The sequence below is a fragment of the Streptococcus sp. HMSC073A12 genome, from assembly GCF_001812815.1.
Classification (GTDB): domain Bacteria; phylum Bacillota; class Bacilli; order Lactobacillales; family Streptococcaceae; genus Streptococcus; species Streptococcus vaginalis.
Genome location: NZ_KV810569.1, coordinates 83,282 through 103,318, shown reverse-complemented (window position 1 = coordinate 103,318; position 20,037 = coordinate 83,282). Strand labels below are relative to the sequence as shown.

The following is a 20,037-nucleotide window of genomic DNA, read 5'->3' as shown; positions in this document are numbered from 1 at the left end:
TGTATGGGACGTGGGAACAGCGTGACAAAACCCTTATATGTGTGACAAAAAAAGTCTTTTACTCCGATAAAACGCTAGGATTGATGGAATACACCACATTCTTAGGTCTTCCATTTCTCATTTTTTCTGCCGGATCTATTTCTGAAAGACGGATATATCCATAGTCTTCAAGATTGTCCAGTATGCTCTGTGCCTCTTCTGCACTTCCAACCCACCTGCAAAGTCTCATGACTTCCCTTCTTGTAATGTTTACAAGTTCTTTTTCTTTTAATTTTTCAAGAACCATAAGAGCTGCCTTAAAGTCTGAACGAACTCCCATATCTCCATAGGCATTAACGGCATGGACTAAAAAATATTTTCCAATTTTAACAGCATTAGAAAAAACTTCTTCATCAATTACAATCGGTGAATCTTCTTCTAAAAGAGCATCTCCCACATCTTTTTTTATCACACTACTTCTTGCGAGTATCCCTGCAATGCGAAGCGTATTTCCCACTAGTTTTCCGAGCCAATCGCTGTACATAGTAAATTCACCTACAAGCTTTTGTTCCACCCAGTCAAAATACTCTTTTAAGAGTTCCTTTGCCTTTTCACTCAGCTTTATAATTTGTGTATTTCCCGTCTTTTCTTCCATCAGAATATTATCGATTAACTCCTTATATTCCCTATATACATTTTTGGAAATGCATTCTGATTCTAAGGTTCTTTTTCCAACAAAAGATTGTGGTGTAGTGTATAGAAATCTTGCGGTTAGCCCTCTATGGCGAAACTTCTTATTTCTCATTAGCTCACCAATCACTACAGGTTGAACAGACAAAAGAATGCTAAGACACGCATTCTCAACATAGATAGAATTTCTCATAATTCTATCTACGGATATGTTTTCTCCGGAGTAGGCTTTAAGAAAAACATCAATATTTACCTTGCTGGAATAAGTGCCTGATATGACATCAAAAATTCCACCTTCAGATGAAATAATAGAAATAGCATTATTATTTTCTGCCAAACTTTCTGTGAGTTTTTCAGTAGTCGTATCATCCACATAAACCTTTAAAGGCTTACTTTCTGTAAAATTTACAAGTTCTTCTACCACACTTCTGATTTCATCATTAAATTCACTAGCAGTTTTGTCCTCTCCCTTTTTCTTACTTTGGCTCAGAAGACTGTTTTTCTTGTTTTCTAATCTCTGTTTGATGACTTTAGACATTTCAAACTCCACTTTATGAATTTGGTTATATTTTTTGATATATTCATCCACAGGTTTTATGACAAGCGAAATAACTGCAGACTTTCTTTCCGAAGGCTCTGCTATAATTACGCTGTAAATATTAGTTGGTTCATGCCAATCCGCTTTTCCCTCAACTTTATATAAATTTTTCATACAAGCTGATACAGTAGCAAGAACTCCAACTGCTGCCATATCCACAGGAGTCTGTGTTGATTTTCCTACAGCAATTGCATAGTTTCGTAAAGCCTTAGGAAGGGCTTCAATAGGAAAATCTGGCATCTTTTCTCCCGTAAACGGTAATGGCTCCTCCCAAGAAACTTTTTTATATTCGTCTGGAGGTATATATCCTTTTTGTTTAGATATATTTTCATAAAAGCTGATTGCACTCTTCCAAATGAGTGAAAGTTCTTCCCTATCCAAAGGAGGGTTACACTTTTCAGATTCCTCTAAAAATGCTTTTTTTGCCTTTTCGCTTTTCCCGTATCGTTTTAAGATAATTCCTGCAAAATGGCTTAATGTAGAATTGCGACTTCCTTCTTGTATTTGGCTACCTAATATAGGTAGATCTTCAAATTTTCTTCTTCCTAAATAGTCAGTAACTGTTAAATCCCCTTCATAAAGTTCCACCTCTGCTGGATTAACGCCATATAAAAATCTTGCAGCATCTAGTGCGTTACTATCAAAATATGGAAACTCTGCCTGTATCCTAGCCTTATATTCAGCATACTCATCTACATTACTTACTTCTTCAATTGGAAAATAGACATGAAACCTCGGTCTTGCAGATTTACCTGCTTTGTCTTTCATGTGGTTTCTGCTATACGATGCAAAAAAGCATACTCCTGGAAAGGCTAATGCCACATCAAAAGGTGTGACCCAATCATCTGGGTCATCAGAATGGTCATTATCACAATCCATCGGTATGCAATTAGAAGTTATGAACTTATCTTTACTTCTGTAATTTCCTTGAAACTCTGCTGTAACATGGTCAAAAGAGATAGCTTTTATAAAGCTATCCCTATCAGATACCAAGACCTCATTTGGATATATACAATTGCTACTATTTCCGATGCAAGTAGCAGTATGAATTTTAAAATTTAGCATTTGTCTTAACCTCCAAACCCTCACTTGTAAAATACTTAATAACCTGTTTTCTTTTTTCAGCGATTTCAATTTCTCTTTTCATGCCTTCAGTCATTTGACTGCCAAACACCCACACCTCCTGGCATTTACCAAGAAGTATGATGTCCATAAAAAGTGCATCTTTTCTTTGTTCTAAATCTCTATCATCCATGAAAGGAAATAAGAGATGTGGTGTGACAGGAATTGCACCATTCTTATAGGCAAGTTCCGCATAATGAATAGCTTTCTTAATGTTTAAATCTTTATCACCACTATATGGAGAGCAGATATATGCAAGTGGTCTGAAGTTTGGATTTTCAAGGTGCTTCTTGTATGTCTTACTCATAATCTGCCTCCCTTCCAATCTTTCCTAAATACCATTCGAGTTGTCTTTTTCTTGATTGATAGTCCGGTGTTGAAATAAGTAACCCTGCATCAATTTTTTGCAATCTATCTATTAGATACATTTGACCAGAGTTTAGATAAGGACGAATACTTTGTCCTTTATCTAGCCCATACAATTCCCTGAACTGTTTTGCTGACATCCCAAGAACAAGTCGATTTATCATGTCGCATTCGTTACTGTAGTGGTAAGCCTTTGGATGGTCATGAATTAAAGTAATATTTTCAGTTAAGATAGGAAACATCTCTCTTGCTGAAATAAGCGTTGTTATGAAATCTTCCATCTCATTAAACTTTTTGATATATAGTTCTTTAAACTTCATAGCCTTTGGTCCGGTATAGCCCATTGCCAAAATGGTAAAACCGTCTCTTGTTAACAGATAGCATGGTAGTTTTCTTCCAGTAGTATCTCTATATTCACTGAGCGCAAAATTGAGCTCAGTGAATTCTTCACTTAAGCCAGAGTCAGTTGATACTACTTTTCTGATATCCCTTAGCACTTCTTTATGATTCTTCTCAAAGAACTGTGCAACAAATCTGCTGTCTACTCTGGCGGTGTTGTGCTTGTCAGCCATAATGCCATAATCATTCATTGGAATCATTGCTTTCATGATTAACACCTCCATTCACACATCCGCTTAATTCTTCTACTGCCACTTGGAGCTCTTTTATTTGCTGGTCTCTTACCTTATCCATTGTTTCCAAGTAGGCTATTCTTTCTTCTATAGTCATCTATTTGACCTCCTGTAATTTTTTTGAAGGCACTATTACCTTCTAAATCACAGGCAAAGAAAAAGAGCGGATAGTAAACCCCGCTCAAAATTTTTCTAATCTTTTTTATAAAATTCGCATTCGTAACCATCTGCACGAAGAAGTAATCCCTTCGCCCAAGGTGGTGTTCTTCCCATTTGCTCACATACTGCAGTAAGACTCATTCTTTTATCAGCCTCTATAATTATTTCATCATGGACATGTGCTACTATCTGGCAGTTCCTTAATGTCTTCATTGCAAAAATTAAAATATCTCTCGCAGTCCCTTGAATAATGTTTTCTACAAATTTAGGACCATAACTTTCCAGTCTTTCCCACTTTTTAGCATTACCGACTCCTTCATAAGTAACTGACTCACCACCGAATTTATTCTCGCCAATTCTAGGTTTTACATAGGCAAGTTTTCTTCCTGAAGGAAGTTCTATAAAAAGGAATCCACTTTTCCATGAGAACTTTATGCCATGAGTTTCCGTTTCTATTCTTTGCTTAATACAGATTTTGACTGCTCTATCTACATCCCACCAAAGGCTAGTAATCATAGAATTTGAGTTTCTCCAAGCATCAACCAGTGGCTGAAGTTCTTCTTCAGTAAGTCCCATATCAAGTGCTCCCATAGCTTTTAAGGCACCTACCGAACCGCCATATCCAAGTGCAAGTTCTGCGATTTTTCCTTTCTGTCTTAGATGGCTATTTACACCATGCTTTTCAACCGGAACTCCAAACATCTGACTAGCCGATGAACAGTAGATATCTTTACCTTCTTCAAAGACTTTCATTCTCCATTTTTCGCTTGCAAGCCATGCAAGGACTCTTGCTTCAATGGCAGAAAAGTCAGCCACAATAAATTTGTTATTGTTTTGAGGTACAAAGGCAGTTCTAATAAGCTGTGATAAGGTATCTGGGATATCTTCATATAGCATTTCAAGTGCATCCACATTTCTCTCTCTTACAAGTGCTCTTGCTTCAGCTAGGTCTGGTAGATGATTTTGTGGTAGGTTTTGTAACTGAACAAGTCTTCCTGCAAATCTTCCGGTTCTATTCGCACCATAATATCTAAACATTCCTCTTTCCCTATTATCTGTGCAGGCAGCATTTTTCATGGCTGTATATTTTTTTACAGATGACTTGGATAACTGCTGTCTTAAAGTAAGAACCTCTACTAGTTCGTCTGATGCAGTCTTTAGTTCTTTTGCCACTTCCTTTTTGCCTAAAGACTCCATCTCAAGTCCATGTTCTGATAGCCAAGTTCTCATCTGAAGAACTGAGTTAGGATTTTCAAGTCCTGTAATTTCTGTTAACTTTTGCATAAGACTAGCCTTTACACCAGTATCTAATTTGATTGCCGAATCAACAAGAACAGGATCAATAGCTATTCCTCTATCATTGATTTCCTGGTCTAAATAAAACTCATCCCAAGTGTCTCTTGACACAGGAAATCTCGATAATTTCTCTTGAATTCCCATCTCTACTTCCACATCACGCTTGTTATATGCTTTGAATTGTTCCCATTTTACTTCATCATGAAAGTACAGATTCCTTGCTCTTCCTCCGTTAGTTTTTGTCGGAGTGCAGGGGACACAAAAATACTTGATTAGGTTTTTACCTTCGCTTAATTTCTGCTTATCAAGTCCTAGCACAGCACCCACTCCTTCAAGAGATAGTGGCAATCCCAGTGTTGCTGACCAAATCATAGTGCATTTCCAAGAAGTAGGATTTAAAAACATCGCCTTTGATGTACTAAGTTCATGATTATCATAAAAAGGATCTAGACTGATACCTTTATCCCTTAAATACCTTGATAAACAAACTCTCTCAAACTGTGTATTAAATGCCCATTTACTTATACTTTCATCCGTAAGAGCAGATAAAACTTCAGAAGGGATTTCCTCTCCTTTTGCTAAATCTATGACTTTAACATCGCTACCATCAACGCTGTAAGCAAATAAGAGAATTTCAAAATCATCAGATTCGGCATATTTATATACACCACACTTTTTAAGGTCTACACTACTATAGGTTTCAATATCTATAGAGATGTTATCCATCTTCTTCACCTCCAATAAAAATAAGGGTGGCAGATTAGTGCCACCCACCTTACTACTTTCTATTTATCTTTTCTCTGATATCTAAATATAGGCTAACCATAGTTTTTATAACAAAATCCAAAAGCCATGTGCCGATGAAAATAGCGATAAACCAATCAATTAATGTCATAATGACCTCCTAAGCTAAGAAGTCATCATCTTCTAGGCTTGTGAAATCATCAGAAGCATTACTTCTTCCACCAAGTGGCTCACCATCTCTAATCTTCTGAATATTTCCAAGTCCGCAGGCGATACCTTTATTTCCATTTGAGTTAAAGGCATAAAAGCTAATGGATACACGGGCATAACAGCCTGAATATACTTCACTTCTATCAATGATAGGTTTTACAGCTTTATCTACAATTTGAGGTGCTGTTACGCTATTTGCGTTGATGAAATAATGACCTTTATAGGCCTCATCATCACGCTCAATATCCCCATCTCGAAGAGGAAGTTTAATTGTAGCTTTGTTTGGTTTCTTTCCTCCAAATTTACCGATTCCTTCTTCGATTGCAGCATCAATCGCCTTTTCAATTGCCGTAATTGTTTCTTTATCATCCTTTGGAATAAGAAGAGATACACTATACCTCTCAGGTCCTCCATTGATTGATTTTGGCTCCCAACCATTAAAATATGAAAGTCTTGTGTCTTTTCCTGTGATTACCTTTGTTCTACTAATATTTGCCATTTTAATTCTCCTCCATTATTTCATTAAATTCATTTTTAGCATTTGTTACATTTACTTTCTGACGCTTATCTGAGTTTGGTACAAGCGTCAATTTTCCAGGTGGTTTAAATATGAGATCACCTAGAATTTCCTCAAATTTCTTCTTTCCCATTAGTTTTTGCATTTCAGTAAGGGTAATAAGACTGGTTTTAAAGATATCGGTATATCCGTTTTCTTTTGCTTTTTCTATTACGGATTCTTCATCCTTATACTTTCTTACAGACCTACCCTCTACAACCTTAAAGCCTTCCCACTCTTTACCATGATTAACTGCCATATCTGTTGCATATGCCAAGATGCTATTTGCCCATGAAGTCAAATCCGGAATAACCACTAGAATTTCTTCTACTTCGGCATCTGTTAATAGTGGTGGTAGTTTAAACTCATCTTTTGCAAGTTTTAGCTTTTCTTCAGCTCTTGCTCTACACCTAACTGCAGCCTTACAAAATTTGCACCAATCACCTGAGCAATATTCTCCCTCGCCTTTAATAGCAAGCTCTGCTTTAGGCTTTAGGACTTCCTCTGCCCACTTCTTTAGTTCTTCTGTAGCAATTGTCCAAGTAGACACATTTTCCCTTCTAGGCTGAAAGATTGACATACTGACTTCCTTTATGTCATAAAGACTTTCATAAATTGCTAGTGCTCCAAGTGCATAGCATTTCATCTGTGAATTATCATATGCATCCACAAGAACTCCCTGCCCATACTTAAAGTCAATAATGGAAAGCGTATCATCTGAAACTATCAAGCAATCTGCCGTTCCAAATCCATCTGGAACATACTCTGAAAAATCCACTTTTTGTTCAATCAAAATAGCTGGATCCTTACACTTCTGTTTGGCTAACTCATATTGCTCCAAAACAAAATCCACATAGGCATCGGTGCATTCCTGCATTTCGTCTGAGTCATAATCAGATACAGGTCTTTTACTTCGCATCTTTAATGCCTTTTTTAGTTTGTGCTCGCAAAAGGCGTGTGCCGCTGTTCCTTCTTCTGTTGCTGCTGAACTGGTATTTTCAAACTCTAGTTCAAGCACAGCACTTGGTGTACAGTTAAGCCACCTATGGGAGCTTGATGGAGATAAAATTGCGTGGCCCAGGCCAGCCTCTCTTGCACCTTTGGTACAATTCACCTTCTGTTTAGTCAATTTTGATTTCCTCCGCTTCCTTTAGTAGCTGACTGTAGTTTTCCTTTGGTACATCAGATAACTTCGTTCTGCCAAACTTTACAATCAGCTCTTTAACCTCTGCGGTTTTCCCATGTTGACTTAAGGTAGCAAGCACCGCCCTTAAGTCTTCCAGTTTTACCTCTTTTGACTTCGGTACTTTTTCTTCCTCTTCATCTTTTATCAGCTCCTTTAGATTTTTCATGAGCGATTCTAAGTCTGTGATGATTTTTTTAATTACTTCTTTTTTCATGATTACATTTCTCCTTTTAATACTTCTTTGACATCTACAGATTCAACGGTTTCTCCGGGCTTAAGAAGATAGACCTGTGTATAATCTCCAAACAGCCACTTAATAATTTTTGATGGAAGTTTTCTGATTGCACCTTTAAGCACAGGTGTCTTTTTTCCATCTTCATTTGTTACATTAATTACGACTTTGTGTTTCATAGCTTTGCCTCCTTTCTGTAGGGCTCGTATTCTCCCTTACAAATCACAGGCAAAGAAAAAGGCAAGGTAGTAAACCCTGCCTAAAAAATTTTTTATCTTTTCATGTTTTTTCTTATTACATCATACGCAGATGCCAGTCTCTTTGTTATTGCCATCTTGGTAACGCCAAGCATATCTGCAATTTCCTTTTGTGTGTATCCGTAAATAAATTTAAGGTCAAGAACCTCCCGCTGTCTATCTGATAGAAGTTCCCTTATATCTTCCATCTCCTCTGACCATTCAAACTTGTCATCAAATGGAACTGCTGTTGCTTCAATAACGCTGGACTTGTCTTCATCAATCTCATTTTCAAAAGCAAAATCTAAAGATAGATTATAATTTGATGGAAAAGCCTCGCTGACAGCATCTTTGATAGCGTCCTTATTTGGTTCATAGCCATGTTGAAGTTTGAATTTTTGAACATACTCTTTTTCGAATGCCTTAATTCTTTCTTTTTCTTCAATACTTCTTTCCGGTCTAAGATTCTTACAATTGTAATAAACCTCACTATCATCCAGTGCATGGAGTCTTTTAATGTCCATCTCAGTTACACCATTTTCTCCTGGTCTAAGTACTACAGTTTCTGTTACATACTCACCATTTTCTGCTCTTACTTGATATGAGTATTTGTATACTCCACGTTCTGCTTGTTTCGTCTTACGAATTTTCATTTGAAATCCCTGCCTTTCTGCCGATTGCAGTAGGACGAAGGGATACAAAAAGAGCCGATGCTATATGAAGCACCGACTCTCTTGCCTAAAAATAGCCATAGAAAAATAGAGGTACCTCACATAGCACCTCACGAATAAATCCGTGAGTGCCGTATGATGTATCCCATCGCCCTATAGCTAATCAGGCTCTGTGATAATTTAGTTGTGCAGGCCGATTATTAATCAGTCACTGCTTAGTAAGTGAGTTTTCTAAAACCCACCCCCTAATTTGCAAAGTACTATTTATAAAAGAGTTACTAGTACTTTTAGGCACCTACCTGCCTTTTTTGGTTTGTGCTAGTGCACTACCAGCTACAGACTTTGCTTTACTTCCATAACGACCATCTCTAAGAATTGAACTTGCTTTAGAAGCAACTCGTTTAGAAGTCTGTTTTGAATTCTTTGCCATATATGTCACCTCCCTCTTTGCACAGAGTTTCTTGTTTATTGCCAAGAATTCTGATATAATATTTTTAATAGAAAATATGAGAATTTCTATACCTATATCCTACCAATTCGACCTATTTGAATTCAGGAACTTACGGAAGCATTCGGAAGCTTGCGGAAGAAATAATGAAAGGAGGTTATTTCGTGGAATTCAAAGATTATGCACAAGGACTAAAACCATATTTTTCCTTCGGAAAAAACGATGCAGATTTTTTTGTAGACATGATTGGAAATTTTATAAAAGACTCTGTTATGGATAATTGTAAAATTTTAGACAATATGCCTGATACTCAGGCAAGATATATAAATGGAAACTCTATCAGTAAAAAGGATGCCTTGTTTCTCTTTGAAAATAAAGATATTGACAAATATATTCAGTGGGTTCATGAATGCATTGAAAAATCTGATTCTTATACAGACATATGTGAATGGTTACAAAATAACGGTTTAACTGGTTCTGCTCCCGACATCGAATGTTATGAGCTTTTAGCATCGATTTTTCTGTCTATTACTAAGAAATCCAAAGCGAAAAAAAAGACCTCCTCCCCCTTCGAAGAAAGTCTTAATTTAATAAAGGATATTAATACAAAAGTTGCCTCTTTACCCCGCCCAATATTTGTTCAAGTACCAGATATTGCCTCTCCCATCGAATCACCATATATTCAGGAACTTTATGCAGCATATGGTGATGCAGAAGCAGTTAAAAATTTTTCTAATAAGGATCTTCCGCATTATCCTGACTACGAAGACGATTTAAATGATCGCAGGATTGATTTCTATGCCGCAGTTTCTATTGAACGCAGTTTATTAGAATTGGATGCTGATAATCTGTCCAATCAATTTGACGTTCTAAAGGAAGAAACGCTTGATGGAGTTAAAGATACAAATAGGAAAAAGTATGCTAACGGATATGAAAAAATGCTATCTGTCATGGAGCAAGCCTCAACTCTACAATATAGAAATTATTTACTAAGCCAGTCACCTTATTGGATAAGTAATAAAATACAGAAAGGCGTTTGTCATCATTTAGTAAATGACGGCAAGCTTAGGTGGGTGAAATAAAATGGCTAAAAAAGAACTATTTGGATCTGTTTTTGAATCTTCTCTTCGTATACTGTTATTACTGGATGTACTCAATGATATTCCATTGAATGAATCACAAATTACATCTATTGATTTCATGGCCATATATGGTAATGATTATGGAATTTCTGATGAAAATTTACATGGGTATGGAATATTTAGACATAGCGAGTTTTCTGCAAAATCAAGGTCCATTTCTCTAGCATTAAAAAAATTAGTTTTAGAATCATCCGTAGATTTTATTTCTAATAATAACGGATACAGCTATTCCATCTCACCCCAAGGGAAAAGAATAGCAGATGCCATCAACGATAGATACAGTAATGAATATAGAAATGCAATAAAATCTATAATGAGTGAGTATCCTAATCTGAATTTTATAGAACTACATTCTACTATTCTTTATAACTCTATTGATTCATTGGAGGATTAACATGAATGGATTCATAATAAAACGATTAACAGTATCTGGAGGAGGCCATTCTCCTTCTACTATTGATTTTTCAGACAGAGTTAATTTAATCATAGGCCCATCTAATACAGGTAAAAGTTTAATCATGGACTGTATTGATTATGTTTTTGGATTTACACCTAAGTCAGATAAACCATCAAAAATTGTAGATAACAATAACGGATATACTCATATTGAATTGTTACTGGATTCGGATAATGGTAGTCTAACACTTAAAAGAGAAATTGGTTCTACCAAAATTGAAGTTATCAGTGGTATATCAAATATTGATTGTGGATTTTATAGCGCTGATCACAAAGCAAAGAAAAATATTAGTGATATTTTACTTTATTTAATAGGTATTGATACAACTCATAAAGTATTAGCATCTCAAGCAGGTAAAACTCAAAAATTAACTTGGAGAACTATATTACATCTATTCCTTATGAAACAAAAGGATATTGATAGAGAGACTTCTGCTCTTTTAATGCCCGATCAAAGAGGTAGAACTCCATCAGCTTCTGCCCTTCTATTTCTATTAACAGGATTAGATGCCAATGATGTAAAAAAACAAGAAGACCCTACTATAAGCAAGGCCAAACGTGAAGCAATAATTATGTATATTCGTTCCAAAAAGGATCAACTAATTGCTAAAAAGGAATCTATAGAAAAGAAACTACCCAATCATGATGTACAAGATTCAAAACGACTAGTTGATTCTCTGCAAGCAGAGATAAGTATTCTTCAAGAACAATTAAATGAAGCAAATGATAAAGGTAAAGAATTACTAAATGACTTGTACAATAATAACTCATTACTTTCTGAAACTAATACCTTACTCAGAAACTTTGAGTCATTAAATAACCAGTATAAATCAGATATACGAAGGTTGGAGTTTATTATAGATGGTCAAACTGCATCTATAGACATAATACCTCATAAAAACTGTCCTTTCTGCAATAATGAATTAAAAAATCCTCCTAAAAAGGATTACATTGAATCTGCTGTTTCAGAATTAAACAATCTAAAATCGCACCTTGTTAATCTGGAAAATGCACAGAGCAGTGCTTTAAAGAAAAAAGAAATTGTTGAAAAGAAAATTATTGAATTAGAAAAATCAAAAGCTGATTTGGATGATTATATTAACTCTTCTTTAAAACCGAAATTAGATACCTTTAATGAAGAACTAAATAAACATCTAAAAATAATGCAAATGCATTTTGAATTAGCTTCATTAAAGGAGATTGAAACTGAATTTGGTACAGATTTATTTATTCAAGAAACTAAAGAAGATGAAGCAATCAACAAGTACAACATATTTAGTCAATTCGACCTTCAGTTAATACAAGCATTTGAAGAAAAATTAAAATACGCTTTAGAAAAATCAAAAATTGGAGGCGCTTCTTCAGCTAGACTTAACATGAAATCATTCGACATTGAAATTGATAATATAAACAAAGCGTCTAGTATGGGTGGTGGATACTGTGCAATACTAAATGCTTTAGTATCCTATTCAATGCATAGCTTCATATTAGAAAGAAATGGGTACTCCCCTAACTTCTTTGCAATTGACTCTGCCTTAACTCAATTATCTGAATCAGAATACGTGGAAGCAATTAACTCAGTTAAGCAAGGTTTCCTAGAATTTATTCTCAAACAGAATCATAATAGACAAATAATTATGATTGAACAGAAGGATGAGTTACCTTTCGTACCAGAGCATTGTCCTGATAAAGGCATCAATGTAATAGAATTTACAAGAAATCCAAACTCTGGGAGATATGGTTTTCTTAATGACGTTGTAAACGCTGAACATAAATAGATTGGGAGACAATATGAAAATAACTTACGAAAAACTATGGCACATACTACTAACTAAAAACATGACACGTGAAGATTTAAGAATACAAAGTGGCGTTAGTTCTAACACAATTGCAAAACTAGGTCGTGGAGATAATCTAACAACAGATGTTTTACTAAAAATATGTAAAGTTCTTAAATGTGGCATTGAAGATATTTTAGAAACAAAGTTTATAGATGAGGAAGATGAACAGTAACATCCAATCAATGGCTATTATGCATCTGCATTAAATAAGGTCATCACTTTAAGGTAATTATCAAACACTAACCTAATACACAAAAAATCGTTAAGGAGTTAAATAAAATGAGCGCGACAAATGAAAGAAATAAAAAAGTATCATCTATTTTAGATAGTATTTATGCAAATGCAATCAATGATGATTATTTAGTTGATGAATCGAAATATAGCAATTCATTAAACAAGCTATTTACCACAAGTGCATGGGGATTCAGAGAAATTTTACTCGTAGTAATTGTAGGAATGAAATTAGATTCATCATTCAAAGCCTCTGTGGGCTTATATGATTGTAATCCCAGAGCAATATATGAAGGACCTATAAAAGAATTTTTAATCAATAAAGAAATTCCACATAGAAAGTCTGGTCCTTTGAATGTCGCTAAAGCAACTGTAGGCTTAGACATGACTTGGGCTACTCAGCGCAGACCTTCTAATGTCGCTGAAGAAGTTGTTAACTTGGTAAATTTACTCGAATCAGATAAAACAATAATTGATGATGTTTCTGTTTCATTGATTCGTAAATTAATTGGAGAATCCAAACGCATAGAAGCCCTTAGTGTTAATGTGGAACCTTCTTCTGATCCTCTATTTCTATATAAGCTTTGTTATGAATTAACTACAAAAGTCCCTGATTCGGGAAATACTCCACAAAAGATAGCAGCTTATCTTCTAAAAAACTTTCATCTTGCTATGAATACTGGAGTAATAGTTACTGGAGAAGAAGATAGAGCTTCTGTTACAAGTACCACTAGCAAAAAACCTGGTGATGTTAATGAAGAATCTATTGACGGCATAATTTATAAAGTCTATGAAATCACCGTTAAACCTTTTGACATAGCTAGAATCCGTGATTCATATGACTGCATCCATATATATAATGATAATAATGGAAATAATGTAAATGAGGTAATTGTGATCTGCCGTGAAGAAGATTGTCCTAAAGAAATGACAAAAAGTAATCTATCTTTATATATGGGAAACTATAATTATCAAGACATAGTATACTATTATTGGAATATTTTTGAGTGGATGTCAGATACTTTACAACGAATGACACCTCTAGCCAGGAAAAATTTCTATTCCGACTTGAACAATTATATATCTGATATAAATACTGCGGAAATTGTAAAAATAAAATGGCAAGAATTACATCAGTAAATTTTTTACAGCCTCTTTATATCAATAGAGGAGCATTTTTTATGCTCCTCTATAACACTAGCAATATTTTTTTAAATACTCCATTATCGCTTTGGCGACAGCTTCAGCTAATTTACAAGGAACCGCATTACCAATTTGAGTATAAATCTTACCTTTGTTTCCACAAAAAATATAATCATCTGGGAATGTTTGTATTCTAGCAGCTTCTTTGATCGTAATTCTTCTCAATCTTTTGGGAGCTTCCACAAATTCAGGTTCTATAGTTCCTTCCATAAGCCCTTTATGATAATTTACTACCCAATCACTTTCCGAGTTTCCATATAAATAGTCTTCATCTACAAAAGGGGTTTTGTTTCCTCCCATTGAGGCAGGGAGTGTATTCGAATATTCATCAACATTTATAGGTCTTCCCTGACCATTAAAATACATACCTGCATATGGAGATTTTCTCATAATCGGCTTAGTAGCAAAAGTAATTTTTGCCGTACAAGTATTTGGATTAACCTTAGTTCCTGCTTTACCAAGATCCTTTAGAGTTTCCCTTATGAAAGGAGCTTGATTTTTTTGTTTCTGTAAAAGATTTCGAATATTAAATTCAAAATTATCATCTTTACAATCTTTTATTCCTATGAAGAACACTCTTTCACGTTTTTGAGGCACCCCATATTCAATTGCATTTAAAATATAAAGCTCACATCTATACCCCATTGCTTTGGCTTTATCTAAAAATTTTGTTCTAACCGAACTCCATTTGTCTAACTTACCTAAAGCTTTAACATTCTCCATTACAAACATTTTAGGTTGTACTTTATTTACGGCATCCAAAAAAGTAAAAATTAACTTACTCCTCTCATCAGAAGGATTCATTTTCCCCGCCACTGAAAACCCTTGGCACGGCGGTCCACCAAAAACAAGATCAATCCCATAATACTTATCTAAAGTATTAATTATGTTGTTAATATCATCGTTAATAATCCTTGTATGTGGATGATTGGCACGATATGTTTCACTAGCATCACTTACAATTTCATTAGCCAGTAACACAGACACTCCTGCATTCTCAAATCCTACATCCATTCCTCCTGCACCGCTAAATAACGAAATCGCTTGAATTTTATCCACTAATTTTCACCATCCTCATCATGTATTTTTAGCAATAAACATTCACTTTCTGAATCTAAATATATATCAAACTTTGTTTTTCCTTTTTGAATATTCAAATTGGATAAAACTGCTTTAGGTAACCTTATTCGCATATCCTGCTGTAAGACATATGTATCTAAAAATATACATTTCCCCTTCATAAATACGCCTCCTTTATTTAGTCTTATTTTAACCTATTTTTAGTCTATTATCAACCTACTATTATCTTTTAAAGGTGGGTGCAGGTGGGTGCATTTTTGCAAATATCCATTCTGTCTTGTCGACCTTTTACTGTCGATAAGTTTCCACACACCTATTTTATAGTCCAAAAAACAAGGCTTATTCCAGCCCACCTATACCTTTTAACGATAGCACTGGAAGAAGCCTATAATTTCTACACTTTATTTTACTTAGTGGGTGCAACTCTTGTCATCAATACGACACTCTCAACATGTGTTGTCAATAGGATAGGAATACAAATTATTAACCTCGTCGCTTGAATGAGGATACAATTTGTTGTCAGTTTCCTCATTAACTTCCTTGGCATTTTTTCTTCTGCTCTTGAATAATCTTCCGTCCTGAGAATCTTTTTTTCCAGTCTTATATATGATAGTAATCATTGCAGGATCAATTTCACCTTCATCGTTAGTTCCCCCAATGATGATTTTATCTACTATACTTTCAAATACTGCCCTATCAAATTCCTCAAGATATTTATTGGACTCAAGTAATTTTTTAAACCCCTCGAGCCTTTTCTTCAACGCTTTTTCATCAGTGAGTGTTACTTCTAAAGTCCTTTTTTCTGCAAGTAATTTCTCTTTACTAATAGCTATTTCATTATACTTATCCTGATATATATCCATGCTGATTGACTCATTCAGCCTTAACTCAACAAGATCCTTTTCTTTCTTTAGTATCTTATCAAGTTGATTTGTTATCTTCTTCAGGTCTTTAGCTAAACTGTTGTCTTTCAATTCTTCTTCCACAGTTTTAAGGAATTCATTAGTAATTTCAACATTATTGTGGCATACCTGACGATAACTTTCCATGAATGCTTTTTCTATGGCTTCTTCTTCAATCCCTTTACTATGCGGACAATACTTCTTTCCGTTTTTAGTAGCATTGACACACTGCCATATAACTTTTGTATACTCTGAACTCGAATGCCAATTTCTTCTTGAAAGATTATGACCACAAAATCCACATTCAAGCATACTGCTAAAAGCATATTTTCTTGAATACTTTTCTCTCTTACCGCCATTATTAGCAACGGTATTTCTGTTTTTTGACCTTCTTAATCTAATACCTTGAGCTTTTTCAAAATCTTCTTCCGAAATGATTGGCTCGTGATGGTTCTCTATATAAAACTTATCCTGTTCTCCGAAATTATCCAATCTTCTCTTTGAAATAGGATCAACCGTATAGGTCTTTCCCATCATAAGATCCCCTTTATATTTCTCATTTTTTATGATTCCTAAAACTGTTGTTTCCGTCCATCTTTTATTTCCTCTTGGCGATAAATATCCTTGTTCTTCAAGTTCTCTGGAGATTACCATACCGCCAACACCTTCAATATATCTTCTGAAAATATATCTTACAATCTCAGCTTCTTTTTCATTGATAGAAATGCTTTTAGTTTCCGGATCATAGTCATAGCCTAAACACCCTTGAAAGCCTACCATTTCTCCTCTTTCCATCTTCATTCTCAAACCTTTTTTGACATTGGCTGAAATGTTCTCTACTTCCTGTTGCGCAACTGAACTTAAAATTGTTAAAAGCAACTCTCCATCCATTGTTAAGGTGTTTATGTTTTCCTCTTCAAAAAAGACCGCAACATTAAACTCTTTCAACTTTCTTACATACTTTAAGGTGTCTAATGTATTTCTTGCAAATCTTGATATAGACTTTGTAATTATCATATCTATATCGCCGTTCATACAGTCATTTATTAATCTTTGAAAGTCAATTCTTCGATCAACCTGTGTTCCTGTTATCGCCTCGTCAGCATATATTCCGGCAAGAGTCCACTCTTTATTTTTCTGTATAAATTCTGTGTAATGTTCTACCTGAGAATTATAGCTATTAATCTGATCTTCAGTATCCGTACTAACTCTGCAATAAGCTGCCACTCTCTTTATTGAGCGTTGAACACACCCTGATGCAGTTCTTTTCAGTGTGGTATCACCTTTAATAACTTTAACATCCTTTTTCACTGCACCGCCTCCTTTTTGTATCTTTCTATGCAGTTCTATTATACCACACTTGCAAAACATTATAAATATAATTCTGTAGAGATATTATACTTTTTCATCAGCTTTAGTTTTATCTTTTTATATTCAATATCACTGAGCAAGTGCTTAGAAAGTAACATAGACAGCATAGATAATTGGAGGCTATATCTTAATAGTTCATTATTCATTCTAAATCCTCCTCATATAATTTTATCTAAAGTTTTATGACATTAACGGGTGCTTAGGATAAGCAACATTGGAATCTCACCACCGCCCCTGTTAAGATGAGCCGGCTTTCACTAAAGAAGTATCATTATCATTACTTAGGTCATCGCTCGCAAAGTTATCCTCGTTCTTTGCTTTAAGAAAATTTATTTATCGCTCGTTTCCTTCTATCCTTGTCTTTGACAGTATTCATTTAAACCGAATTTCTTCAGCAGGAAAGTCATGGCGTAAATTCCTTACGCTCACTAAGTAATTAAAAGTCCCGTCATGGTCTATTCAGTTTTCAAGGAACAATAGCCTAATGGCTTTAAGAGAGATTCTCTTCAACTTTATGGTTTTCATCACTTCCTTAAAAAAATATAAGGACAGATCTCCCTTCAATTTATAAAGGAAAATCTGCCCCCATCTACAAGGCGTTTACTTTATAAATTCTTTCAAAAGCACCTTTAGCTTTTTAAGAATATTGTTTTTTCGCCATTGTATAGCTTGATAGCTTACTTTCTTACTTCTTGCTACACTCGATAATGTTTCATCATTAAAATACAAACGCTCTATGATGTCCCTTTCCTCATCGTTTAGTTTTGATATAGCATTTCTGACTGCCTCAATCATCATCTGTGTTTCAACAATCTTTTCTACATCAACGCTTTCATCAGCGATGTTATCTATAAAATGTCCATCATGATCCAAAGAGGAAAAGAAAAGCAGGTGGTTTTTTCTGTCCACCTGCTCTAAATACTTCTCGTGTTCTCGTTCTCGCCAGTAGACTTTATAAATATCTTCACTGACTTTTACCTTTTGCCCTCTGACATAAAGGTAATACTCTTTTGCCATAAAGTTTCCTCCATTTCTTTTTTTGTCTATTTGTTTTCAGACAAAAAAGGAGGACTCCTGCATCTTGGCATAAGAAGTCCTCTGAAATGAAAGAAACCTGTTCTTTCTTTTACTATATTTAATTGTTTAGACAAGAATATGGAAAGACAGACAACTACAAGGATTATAGAAAAAAGGAGTATTTTTATTCCATTTCAATTCTACAAGGTAACTTATACACTTGTTCACCTCCCTTTCCCTCCGTTCATTATAGATAAATAGCATCCATACCTACAGCCTCTTTTGATTATTTTCGCTTTTATATCAAATGTCCTTGTATTTACGCTTTGTCTTTTCCCATTTTCCTAAGTCCATTAAGCATTAAAAACAGTCCCAACATAATCATACTAAAATCTACGATAGGTTCTGTCCACCAAACTGCTGACGCTCCAAATGCCTTTGGAAATAGTAATATTGCAGGAATAAATAAAACTAACTGTCTAAGCATTACAATCATGCCTGCTTTTTTCCCATCTCCTATGGATTGGAAAAATGTAAGTGTCATAATCATAATTCCATATAAGATGAATGTAGAATAAAACATCTTAAAATTTACAACACCAACTTCAATAATCTCCCTTCTCACACTGAATAATGATAGTAATTTTTCTGAACAAAACATTGATGGTATCCATGAAGCTGCTGCAAGAATTGTTGCACCATACATAAAAATCTTCATCGTATCTTTTACTCTTCCGTATTGTTTTGCTCCGAAATTAGCTCCAATAACAGGTTGTAAGCCTTGACTCATACCCCACAGTGGAATAAAGGAAAACATATATAATCGCATTGTAGCAGACATCAAAATTCCCCAATCATCTCCTCCATACGCAAAGGCTTGCTTAAACAAAAATGTTTGCTGTACTGCAAATAAAATTTGCATCATCATTGCTGAACTTCCTATACTGAACATTTCGCTATAAATTGCCTTGTATTTTTGAATTTTATGGATCCCTACAAAAGCACTTTTCTTTGAAAAATAGTGGAATGTCAATATTGCTTGTACAATTTGAGATATTACAGTTGCAATAGCTGCACCTTCAATCGCATATTCACCCATCAACTTCATAAAAATAGGATCTAAAATAATGTTTAATATAGCTCCCGCTCCCATAATCATCATTGATTGCTTTAATGCACCTTCGCCACGCATTGTCATATTTCCCGCTTGAGCAAAATTCACAAATATAGAGCCAAAGAAAACTATTCTTAAATATCTCACACCAAGTTCTTTAATATTTCCTTTAGCTCCTACCAAATCTAAAAAATGAGGTGCAAAAACCAAACCCAATATCGTGATAATTACAGAAAAAAATATTACCCAGTAACAAAAATTCCCGAATATTTTATCTGTCGTTTCTTTATCGCCCTTTCCGATTGCTCTTGATAGTATTGAGGCACTTCCAACGCCAATCAATGCCGATATTCCTCCATTTATAATCGTTAAGGATATAGATACACTAATGGCTGACATAGCATAATCACCAATGAGCCATCCTGCAAACACACCATCCATAAATGGATACAATCCTATGACAATCATCCCGATTATTCCGGGAATTGCCAACTTAAATAACAGTTCTTTAGGACTTTTGGTTAATAGTTGTGTTTTCATATCTTCTTTCATCGT

The 20,037-nt window shown here is 34.8% G+C and carries 21 protein-coding genes; 5 read left to right on the top strand and 16 right to left on the bottom strand.

Annotated elements, in window-relative coordinates:
• Positions 1-58 precede the first annotated feature (58 nt).
• From HMPREF2876_RS09670 to HMPREF2876_RS11025, 11 genes are all read right to left on the bottom strand, one after another.
• Positions 59-2,332 (bottom strand): DUF3987 domain-containing protein, encoded by a 2,274-nt coding sequence (locus HMPREF2876_RS09670; RefSeq protein ID WP_070584819.1) that lies wholly within the window; start codon positions 2,330-2,332, stop codon positions 59-61.
• Complete coding sequence (locus HMPREF2876_RS09665) at positions 2,319-2,696, bottom strand: DUF7768 domain-containing protein (protein WP_070584817.1); 378 nt, start codon at positions 2,694-2,696, stop codon at positions 2,319-2,321. The genes HMPREF2876_RS09670 and HMPREF2876_RS09665 overlap by 14 nt, the downstream gene beginning before the upstream one ends.
• Positions 2,689-3,363 carry a Rha family transcriptional regulator gene (locus HMPREF2876_RS09660; protein ID WP_063633218.1) on the bottom strand — a complete coding sequence of 225 codons (675 nt, stop codon included), beginning with the start codon at positions 3,361-3,363 and terminating at the stop codon, positions 2,689-2,691. Before HMPREF2876_RS09660 ends, HMPREF2876_RS09665 begins: the two co-directional genes overlap by 8 nt.
• Positions 3,338-3,484, bottom strand: coding sequence for a hypothetical protein (locus tag HMPREF2876_RS10700; RefSeq protein WP_172450326.1), 147 nt, complete (start codon positions 3,482-3,484; stop codon positions 3,338-3,340). Before HMPREF2876_RS10700 ends, HMPREF2876_RS09660 begins: the two co-directional genes overlap by 26 nt.
• A gap of 95 nt (positions 3,485-3,579) precedes the next feature.
• On the bottom strand, positions 3,580-5,568 hold the full coding sequence (locus HMPREF2876_RS09655) for a DNA polymerase (RefSeq protein ID WP_070584815.1): 1,989 nt from the start codon (positions 5,566-5,568) through the stop codon (positions 3,580-3,582).
• Positions 5,569-5,746: 178 nt separating this feature from the next.
• Positions 5,747-6,295 (bottom strand): DUF2815 family protein, encoded by a 549-nt coding sequence (locus HMPREF2876_RS09650; RefSeq protein WP_070584813.1) that lies wholly within the window; start codon positions 6,293-6,295, stop codon positions 5,747-5,749.
• Position 6,296: 1 nt separating this feature from the next.
• Entirely contained in the window at positions 6,297-7,481 is a 1,185-nt protein-coding gene (locus HMPREF2876_RS09645) for a DUF2800 domain-containing protein (RefSeq protein WP_261674205.1), read from the bottom strand.
• Positions 7,474-7,752, bottom strand: coding sequence for a hypothetical protein (locus HMPREF2876_RS09640; protein ID WP_070584811.1), 279 nt, complete (start codon positions 7,750-7,752; stop codon positions 7,474-7,476). The genes HMPREF2876_RS09645 and HMPREF2876_RS09640 overlap by 8 nt, the downstream gene beginning before the upstream one ends.
• 2 nt (positions 7,753-7,754) lie before the next feature.
• A complete protein-coding gene (locus HMPREF2876_RS09635) occupies positions 7,755-7,949 on the bottom strand; it encodes a hypothetical protein (protein WP_063633222.1) in 195 nt (64 codons plus the stop codon).
• Positions 7,950-8,041: 92 nt separating this feature from the next.
• Positions 8,042-8,659 (bottom strand): RNA polymerase sigma factor, encoded by a 618-nt coding sequence (locus HMPREF2876_RS09630; protein WP_070584915.1) that lies wholly within the window; start codon positions 8,657-8,659, stop codon positions 8,042-8,044.
• 313 nt (positions 8,660-8,972) lie between these two features.
• Positions 8,973-9,107: a hypothetical protein gene (locus HMPREF2876_RS11025; RefSeq protein WP_261674204.1), complete on the bottom strand. Its 135-nt coding sequence runs from the start codon at positions 9,105-9,107 to the stop codon at positions 8,973-8,975.
• A gap of 182 nt (positions 9,108-9,289) precedes the next feature.
• On the opposite strand from HMPREF2876_RS11025, the gene HMPREF2876_RS09625 reads away from it, so the two are divergent.
• The 5 genes from HMPREF2876_RS09625 (at position 9,290) to HMPREF2876_RS09605 (ending at position 13,935) form a co-directional block, all read left to right on the top strand.
• Complete coding sequence (locus HMPREF2876_RS09625) at positions 9,290-10,207, top strand: ABC-three component system protein (protein ID WP_070584809.1); 918 nt, start codon at positions 9,290-9,292, stop codon at positions 10,205-10,207.
• A 1-nt stretch (position 10,208) separates the two neighbouring features.
• Positions 10,209-10,661, top strand: coding sequence for an ABC-three component system middle component 2 (locus tag HMPREF2876_RS09620; RefSeq protein WP_070584807.1), 453 nt, complete (start codon positions 10,209-10,211; stop codon positions 10,659-10,661).
• Position 10,662: 1 nt separating this feature from the next.
• Positions 10,663-12,501 (top strand): AAA family ATPase, encoded by a 1,839-nt coding sequence (locus HMPREF2876_RS09615; protein ID WP_070584804.1) that lies wholly within the window; start codon positions 10,663-10,665, stop codon positions 12,499-12,501.
• Positions 12,502-12,514: 13 nt separating this feature from the next.
• A complete protein-coding gene (locus HMPREF2876_RS09610) occupies positions 12,515-12,736 on the top strand; it encodes a helix-turn-helix domain-containing protein (RefSeq protein WP_070584801.1) in 222 nt (73 codons plus the stop codon).
• Positions 12,737-12,843: 107 nt separating this feature from the next.
• Complete coding sequence (locus tag HMPREF2876_RS09605; RefSeq protein WP_070584799.1) at positions 12,844-13,935, top strand: hypothetical protein; 1,092 nt, start codon at positions 12,844-12,846, stop codon at positions 13,933-13,935.
• A gap of 57 nt (positions 13,936-13,992) precedes the next feature.
• On the opposite strand, the gene HMPREF2876_RS09600 is transcribed toward HMPREF2876_RS09605, so the two are convergent.
• The 5 genes from HMPREF2876_RS09600 to HMPREF2876_RS09580 form a co-directional block, all read right to left on the bottom strand.
• On the bottom strand, positions 13,993-15,057 hold the full coding sequence (locus HMPREF2876_RS09600) for a DNA cytosine methyltransferase (RefSeq protein WP_083307009.1): 1,065 nt from the start codon (positions 15,055-15,057) through the stop codon (positions 13,993-13,995).
• Positions 15,057-15,239, bottom strand: coding sequence for a sucrose-6-phosphate hydrolase (locus HMPREF2876_RS09595; protein ID WP_070584797.1), 183 nt, complete (start codon positions 15,237-15,239; stop codon positions 15,057-15,059). Before HMPREF2876_RS09595 ends, HMPREF2876_RS09600 begins: the two co-directional genes overlap by 1 nt.
• Positions 15,240-15,524: 285 nt before the next feature.
• On the bottom strand, positions 15,525-17,291 hold the full coding sequence (locus tag HMPREF2876_RS09590) for a recombinase family protein (protein ID WP_019213945.1): 1,767 nt from the start codon (positions 17,289-17,291) through the stop codon (positions 15,525-15,527).
• Between the two features lie 660 nt (positions 17,292-17,951).
• Complete coding sequence (locus HMPREF2876_RS09585) at positions 17,952-18,368, bottom strand: sigma factor-like helix-turn-helix DNA-binding protein (protein WP_070584795.1); 417 nt, start codon at positions 18,366-18,368, stop codon at positions 17,952-17,954.
• Between the two features lie 319 nt (positions 18,369-18,687).
• Positions 18,688-20,034 (bottom strand): MATE family efflux transporter, encoded by a 1,347-nt coding sequence (locus tag HMPREF2876_RS09580; protein WP_070584794.1) that lies wholly within the window; start codon positions 20,032-20,034, stop codon positions 18,688-18,690.
• Between the last annotated feature and the right edge of the window lie 3 nt (positions 20,035-20,037).